Source organism: Stenotrophomonas sp. A3_2, assembly GCF_036624925.1.
Taxonomy (GTDB): Bacteria; Pseudomonadota; Gammaproteobacteria; order Xanthomonadales; family Xanthomonadaceae; genus Stenotrophomonas; species Stenotrophomonas hibiscicola.
In genome coordinates, this window is sequence record NZ_JAZKVY010000063.1 from 23,017 (window position 1) to 29,518 (window position 6,502).

Sequence of the window (6,502 nt, forward strand, 5' to 3'; positions counted from 1 at the left end):
GGTCGGCACACGTGCAAGCAATCAATACGCGTTGGGGTTGTTGCCCATCTCTTCGGAGGTGGTCTTGCCCTTCAGCACGCGGTACACCCAGGTGGTGTAGGCGAGGATGATCGGCAGGAACACCGCCGTGGCCAGCAGCATGATCCACAGGGTCAGGTGGCTGGACGAGGCATCCCACACGGTCAGGCTGGAGGTGGGCTGGCTCGAGGACGGCAGCAGGAACGGGAAGATGGCGAAGCCGACGGTCAGGATGATGCCGGCGATGGCCGCACCGGAGGCGATGAAGGCCAGGCCACCACGACGGGCCCGCAGCAGCACCGCACTGGCCAGCAGGCCGGCCAGGCCGAGCAGGGGGGCCAGGATCGTGGCCGGCATCGCGCTGTAGTTGCGCATCCAGCCACCGGCGGCGCCGAGTTCGGCGGTCTTCAGCAGCGGATTGGTGGCGCCATCGGTAACCACCTGCGAGGTGATCTGGTAACCCGGCAGGCCGAAGGCCACCCAGGCGCCGCCCACCGCGAACAGCACGAAGGCGATGATCGCCGCGATGCTGCCGAATCGGGCGGCACGCTCGGCCACCGCGCCGTCGGTCTTGATCACCAGCATGGCGGCACCGTGGGCGACCAGCATCGAGACGCTCAGCAGGCCGGCCAGCAGCGCGAAGGGCATCAGCAGGCCGAAGAACGAGCCGGTGTAGAAGATGCGCATGCTGTCATCGAAATGGAACGGCACGCCCAGCAGCACGTTGCCCACTGCCACGCCCATGATCAGCGCCGGGATGAAGCCACCGATGAACAGCGCCCAGTCCCAGGTGTTGCGCCAGCGTTCGCTGGGCATCTTGCTGCGGAACTTGAAGCCGACCGGGCGCAGGATCAGGGCGAACAGGATCACGAACATCGCCAGGTAGAAGCCAGAGAAGCTGACCGCGTACAGCGGCGGCCAGGCGGCGAAGATGGCGCCGCCACCCAGGATCAGCCACACCTGGTTGCCTTCCCAGACCGGGCCGATGGTGTTGATCACCCGGCGGCGTTCGGCGTCAGTGCGGGCGACGAAGGGCAGCAGGGTGCCCACGCCCAGGTCGAAACCATCCATCACGGCAAAACCGATCAGCAGGATGCCGAGCAGCAGCCACCAGATCACGCGCAGCGTGGTGTAGTCCAGAAGAATGAAATCCATCTTGGTTCTCCTGCCTCAGGCCTGGCCGGCGACCGGCGCCGAGGCATTGTGGGAAGCATGCGGCTGGGGCGACTGCAGCGATGGCAGCAGCTCGTCCGGACCCTTGCGGATCGCCTTGAGCATCAGCTTGATCTCGACCACGATCAGCGCGGTGTAGATGGCGGTGAAGCCGGCCAGGGTCAGCACGATTTCATGCAGGGCCAGCCCCGATGCCGCATAGAAGGTTGGCAGCACGCCATCGACCGCCCACGGCTGGCGACCATACTCGGCCACGAACCAGCCGCACTCGATCGCGATCCACGGTGCCGGCAGCGTCCACAGGGCCAGCTTGAGGAACCAGCGCTTGTCCTGGAAATTGTTGCGGCAGGAGTAGTAGAAGGCCAGGGCGAAGAAGGCGATGAGGTAGAAGCCCAGGCCGGCCATCACGCGGAAGGTCCAGAACAACGGCATCACGCGCGGCACCGTGTCCATCGCCGCCTGCGAGATCTCCTGCGGGGTGGCGTTGAGGATGTCATCGCGATAGCGCTTGAGCAGCAGGCCGTGGCCCAGGTCCTGCCAGTGGCGGTCGAACATCTCGCGCGCTTCCACGTCGTTCTTGTTCGCACGCAGGCGTTCCAGCGCGCCGTAGGCCAGCTGGCCGCCACGCACGCGGTGTTCGGCGCGCTCGACCAGTTCCAGGATGCCTGGAATCGGCTGGTTCAACGAACGGGTGGCGATCAGGCCCATCAGGTAGGGGATCTTCACCGCGTAGTCGTTCTGGTGGGTGTCCTGGTTCGGGATGCCGAAGGCGGTGAAGTCGGCCGGCGCACGCTCGGTCTCCCACATCGCTTCGATCGCGGCCAGCTTCATCTTCTGGTGTTCGCTGGCGGCGTAGCCACTCTCGTCACCCAGCACCACCACCGACAGCGAGGACAGCAGGCCGAACGCCGCGGCCACCGCGAACGAACGTCGGGCCAGGTCCTTGTGCTTGTTGCGCAGCAGGAACAGCGCGCTGATCGCCATCACGAACACCGCACCGGTCACATAACCGGCGCTGACGGTGTGCACGAACTTGGCCTGCGCCACCGGGTTGAACACCACCGCCATGAAGTCGACCACTTCCATGCGCATGGTTTCCGGGTTGAACACCGCACCGGTCGGGTTCTGCATCCAGCCATTGGCCACCAGGATCCAGATTGCCGACAGGTTGGTGCCCAGTGCCATCAGCCAGGTCACCATCAGGTGCTTGACCTTGCTCAGGCGGTTCCAGCCGAAGAAGAACAGGCCGACGAAGGTGGCTTCCAGGAAGAAGGCCATCAGGCCTTCGATCGCCAGCGGCGCACCGAAGATGTCACCCACGTAGTGGCTGTAGTAGGACCAGTTCATGCCGAACTGGAACTCCATGACAATGCCAGTGGCGACGCCCATGGCGAAGTTGATGCCGAACAGGACGCCCCAGAACAGGGTCATCCTGCGCCAGATCTCCTTGCCGGTCATCACGTACACGCTCTCCATGATGGCCACCATGAAGGACAGGCCGAGGGTGAGCGGTACGAATAGGAAGTGGTACATCGCGGTCAGCGCGAATTGCAGCCGCGACAGTTCTACGACTGTCTGATCAATCATGGCCTGGCTACCTCGTTGGATAGTGCCGTTGCAGGTGGCGGGAAGGGTGGTCTACGACGTGAATGATGTGACCGACTACTTCAAACAGCCTTGATCCAGATCAATGTATGAACAGGTGCCCCGGTTGATCGTATGCCAACCTGATGAAGACTGCGACCGCCGGCCGCAGGGGCGGGCTATTGCCTGCGCCTACAATGCCGTGTCTCCCCCGTTGCCCGTGAAGACCTCTTGAGCGCTGCCGAAACGACCCCTGACGGCCTGTCCCCGGAAGCTGAAACCGCCCGCCAGCGGCGTGTGCGCACCGCCTGGCTGGCCGACCTGGCACGCTCCGCCCGGGGCCGCCAGCGCCTGGCCGCGCTGTGCATCAGCCTGTCCGGCGCGCTGTTGATCGGCCAGGCTGCCGCCATCGCCTGGCTGGTGCAGCAGGTGCTGGTGGAGCGCGTGCCGCTGGCCTCGGGACTGCCAGCGCTGGGTGGGCTGGCGGTGATCCTGGTGCTGCGCACGCTGCTGGGCAGCGCCACCCAGGCGGCTGCCGGTGACGTGGCCGACGCCGCACGCCTGGCATTGCGCGAACGCGTGTTCGCACGCCTGCTGGGCCACGGCCCACTGTGGCTGCGGCAGCGCCGCACCGGCGAACTGGGCGAACTGATGCTGCATCACGGTGATGCGATCGAGAGCTATTACAGCGGCTTCCTGCCGGTGCGCACTGAAGTGGTGGCGGTGCCGCTGCTGATCCTGGCTGCAGTGGCCTGGGTGGACTGGGTGGTGGCGCTGATCCTGCTGTTCACCGCGCCGCTGGTGCCGTTCTTCATGATGCTGGTGGGGTGGGGGGCCGAAGCCGCCGGTCGTGCGCAGCTGGGTGAACTGGCGCGGATGAGCGGCCACTTCGCTGACCGCATCAAGGGCCTGGGCCTGCTGCGCCTGTATGGCCGCGGCGAGGCCGAGCTGGAGGGTATCGAGGCGGCCGCCGAAGGTGTGCGCGTGCGTACCCTGAAAGTGCTGCGGATCGCCTTCCTCTCGTCCACGGTGCTGGAGTTCTTTGCCTCGGTGAGCGTGGCGATGGTCGCGCTGTACCTGGGCCTGAGCTATCTGGGCATGATGTCGCTGCATGCAGCGGTGCCGACGCTGGGTGCGGGGCTGTTCTGCCTGCTGCTGGCACCGGAATTCTATGCGCCGCTGCGACGGCTGGCCGCGCATTACCATGATCGCGCCAATGCACTGGCCGCCGCCGCCGAAGTGGAGCGCCTGCTGCAGTCGCTGCCCGATGAGCAGGGCCTGATCGAGAACGAGGTTGCACCTTTGGCGGTGGAGCCGGCCGAGGCCGCCTTGCCGCCGCTGCAGGCACAAGGGCTGGTGCTGCGCCCGCTGGGCGCGCCGCAGGATGTGCTGCAGGATCTGGACCTGCGGCTGGAGCCGGGCCAGCGCCTGGCCCTGGTTGGTCCCAGCGGCTCCGGTAAAAGCACCCTGCTGGAAGCGCTGGCCGGCTGGCTGCCGCCGCGCGCCGGCAAGCTGCAGCTGCGTCCCGGTGTGCAGGTGGCCTATGCCAGCCAGCGCCCCTACCTGTTCCACGGCAGCATTGCCGACAACCTGCGCCTGGCCGATCCGGGTGCCAGCGATGCGCGTCTTCGTGCGGTGGCCGAGGCCGCGCAGGTGCTGCAGTTCGCACAGCGCCTGCCACTGGGCCTGGACACGGTGATCGGCGAACGTGGCTTCGGCCTGTCCGGCGGCGAAGCCCGTCGTATCGGCCTGGCCCGGTTGTTGCTGCGCGATCCGCAGGTGCTGCTGCTGGACGAACCCACCGCGTTCCTCGATGCCGATACCGAAGCGGCGCTTTTGCGCAGCCTGGCCGCCTATGCACGTGGCCGCAGCGTGGTGGTCGCCACCCACAGCCCGGCGGTGATCGCCTGGGCCGACCGTTGCCTGCTGTTGCCGGAAGGCCGCCTGGTCGAGCCGGCACAGGCGGTGCGCGCATGAGCCGTTCGCCTGATTCGCTGCGCGCGGTGTTCCTGCGCCATCGGCCGCGCCTGCTGCTCACCGTGCTGCTGCTGTGGACCACCATGCTGGCCGGCACCGCTCTGCTGGGTCTGTCCGGTGGCTTCCTCACCGCCGCCGCGTTGGCTGGCGCGGCCGGCCTCGGCCAAGGCTTCAACTTCTTTTCACCGTCCGCTGGCATACGCGGGCTGACGATGGCGCGCATCGTGTCGCGCTATTTCGAGAAGCTGGTCGGCCACGACGCCACGCTGCGCATCGCCCGCGACCTGCGCGTGTGGTTCTTCCGCCGCGCGTCGCCGCTGGCACCCGCACGGTTGGGGGCTACGCGCACCGGCGACCTTCTGGCGCGCCTGCTCGGCGATATCGGTGAAGTGGACGGCCTGCTGGTGCGTGCGATCGGGCCGCTGGTGGCGTTGGGCGGATTGTCGCTGGTCGCGATCGTTTCGGCGGCACTGATCCTGCCGTCGGCTGCGGTGCTGATGGCGGTGCTGGCGCTGCTGATCGCCTTCGGCGTGCCGTGGCTGGGCGTGCGTGGCCATGACGACGAGGAGGCCGACCGTGCCGCGCATCGTGCCGCATTGCGTACCGCTGCATTCGAAGGGCTGGAAGGTGCGGGTGACCTGGCCGCGCTGCACGCCGATGCGGCCTGGCAGCTCAAGGTACGCGTAGCTGCCAAGCAGCTGGCCTCGCGTGATCGCCGCCGCCGCTGGCGCCTGATCGCGGCCTCGACGCTGCACGGTCTGGTCGCCGGGCTGGGGCTGGTGGCGATGCTGGCATTGGCCCTGCATGCGGCCGAACAGCAGCGCATCGCGCCGGAGATGGCCGCGGGCCTGGTGTTCCTGACCGTGGCGTTGATCGAGCTATGGGCCGGCATGGGCCTGGCCTGGCAGTCGCTGCAGTCCGGGCGCATTGCCGCCGATCGGTTGCAGGCCATCGTCGAGCAACCGCCGACGGTGGACGATCCGCAGGCGCCGCAGCCAGTACCGCAGGCCGCGCGCGTACAGTGGGATGACGTGCATTTCCAGTGGCCTGGTGCGGCGCGGCCGGTGCTGTCCGGCCTGCATCTGACCCTGGCGCCGGGCGAGCGCATCGCGATTCGCGGCGACAGCGGCAGCGGCAAGACCACGCTGTCCAGCCTGCTGCTGCGGCTGTGGGATCCGCAGCAGGGACGGCTGACCTACGGTGGCCGCGATCTGCGTGATTTCGCCCAGGCTGACTGGCACCGGCAACTGGCGTGGCTGCCGCAGAACGCGCCGGTGTTTGCCGGCAGCGTGGCCGAGAACCTGCGCCTTGGTGATCCCGATGCCAGCGACGCCGCGTTGTGGGCGGTGCTGCGCCGCGTGCGTCTGGGCGAATGGGCCGAGCGCAACGGCGGTCTGCAGGCCTGGGTGGGCGAGAACGGCGCGACGATGTCAGCCGGCCAGGCGCGGCGGTTGGCACTGGCGCGTGCGCTGCTGCGCAATGCGCCGATCCTGCTGCTGGACGAACCGACCGAAGGCCTCGACGTGGATACCGCACGCGCGCTGTTGCAGGACCTTTCCGGGTTGCTGGACGGGCGCAGCCTGCTGATGATCACCCACGACGACCTGCCCGAAGGCGTGGTCGATGCGCAGTACCGGTTGCGTGATGGGGTGTTGGAGCGCGAAGCGTGAAAACACCCCGGTAGTGCCGGCCGCTGGCCGGCAACCACGCATCCGCGTCGAACATCATGACGTTGCCGGCCAGCGGCCGG

The 6,502-nt window shown here is 67.6% G+C and carries 4 protein-coding genes; 2 read left to right on the forward strand and 2 right to left on the reverse strand.

Going from position 1 to position 6,502, the window contains the following annotated elements; all coding sequences use genetic code 11:
* Window positions 1–21: 21 nt before the first annotated feature.
* Both cydB and R5H29_RS01195 read right to left on the reverse strand, forming a co-directional pair.
* Window positions 22–1,173 (reverse strand): cytochrome d ubiquinol oxidase subunit II, encoded by a 1,152-nt coding sequence (cydB, locus tag R5H29_RS01190; RefSeq protein ID WP_058982786.1) that lies wholly within the window; start codon window positions 1,171–1,173, stop codon window positions 22–24.
* A 15-nt stretch (window positions 1,174–1,188) separates the two neighbouring features.
* The gene (locus R5H29_RS01195; protein ID WP_019660486.1) at window positions 1,189–2,778 is read right to left on the reverse strand and encodes a cytochrome ubiquinol oxidase subunit I; all 1,590 of its coding nucleotides are present in this window, start codon (window positions 2,776–2,778) and stop codon (window positions 1,189–1,191) included.
* A 228-nt stretch (window positions 2,779–3,006) separates the two neighbouring features.
* On the opposite strand from R5H29_RS01195, the gene cydD reads away from it, so the two are divergent.
* Both cydD and cydC read left to right on the forward strand, forming a co-directional pair.
* The gene (cydD, locus tag R5H29_RS01200; protein ID WP_332328597.1) at window positions 3,007–4,752 is read left to right on the forward strand and encodes a thiol reductant ABC exporter subunit CydD; all 1,746 of its coding nucleotides are present in this window, start codon (window positions 3,007–3,009) and stop codon (window positions 4,750–4,752) included.
* Window positions 4,749–6,422 carry a thiol reductant ABC exporter subunit CydC gene (gene cydC / locus R5H29_RS01205; protein WP_332328598.1) on the forward strand — a complete coding sequence of 558 codons (1,674 nt, stop codon included), beginning with the start codon at window positions 4,749–4,751 and terminating at the stop codon, window positions 6,420–6,422. The genes cydD and cydC overlap by 4 nt, the downstream gene beginning before the upstream one ends.
* The last annotated feature ends 80 nt before the right edge of the window (window positions 6,423–6,502 follow it).

Excerpts from the sequence above, each read along its gene's own strand:
- cydB (WP_058982786.1), bottom strand. The coding sequence starts at position 1,173 with ATGGATTTCATTCTTCTGGACTACACCACGCTGCGCGTGATCTGGTGG.
- R5H29_RS01195 (WP_019660486.1), bottom strand. The coding sequence starts at position 2,778 with ATGATTGATCAGACAGTCGTAGAACTGTCGCGGCTGCAATTCGCGCTG.
- cydC (WP_332328598.1), top strand. The coding sequence starts at position 4,749 with ATGAGCCGTTCGCCTGATTCGCTGCGCGCGGTGTTCCTGCGCCATCGG.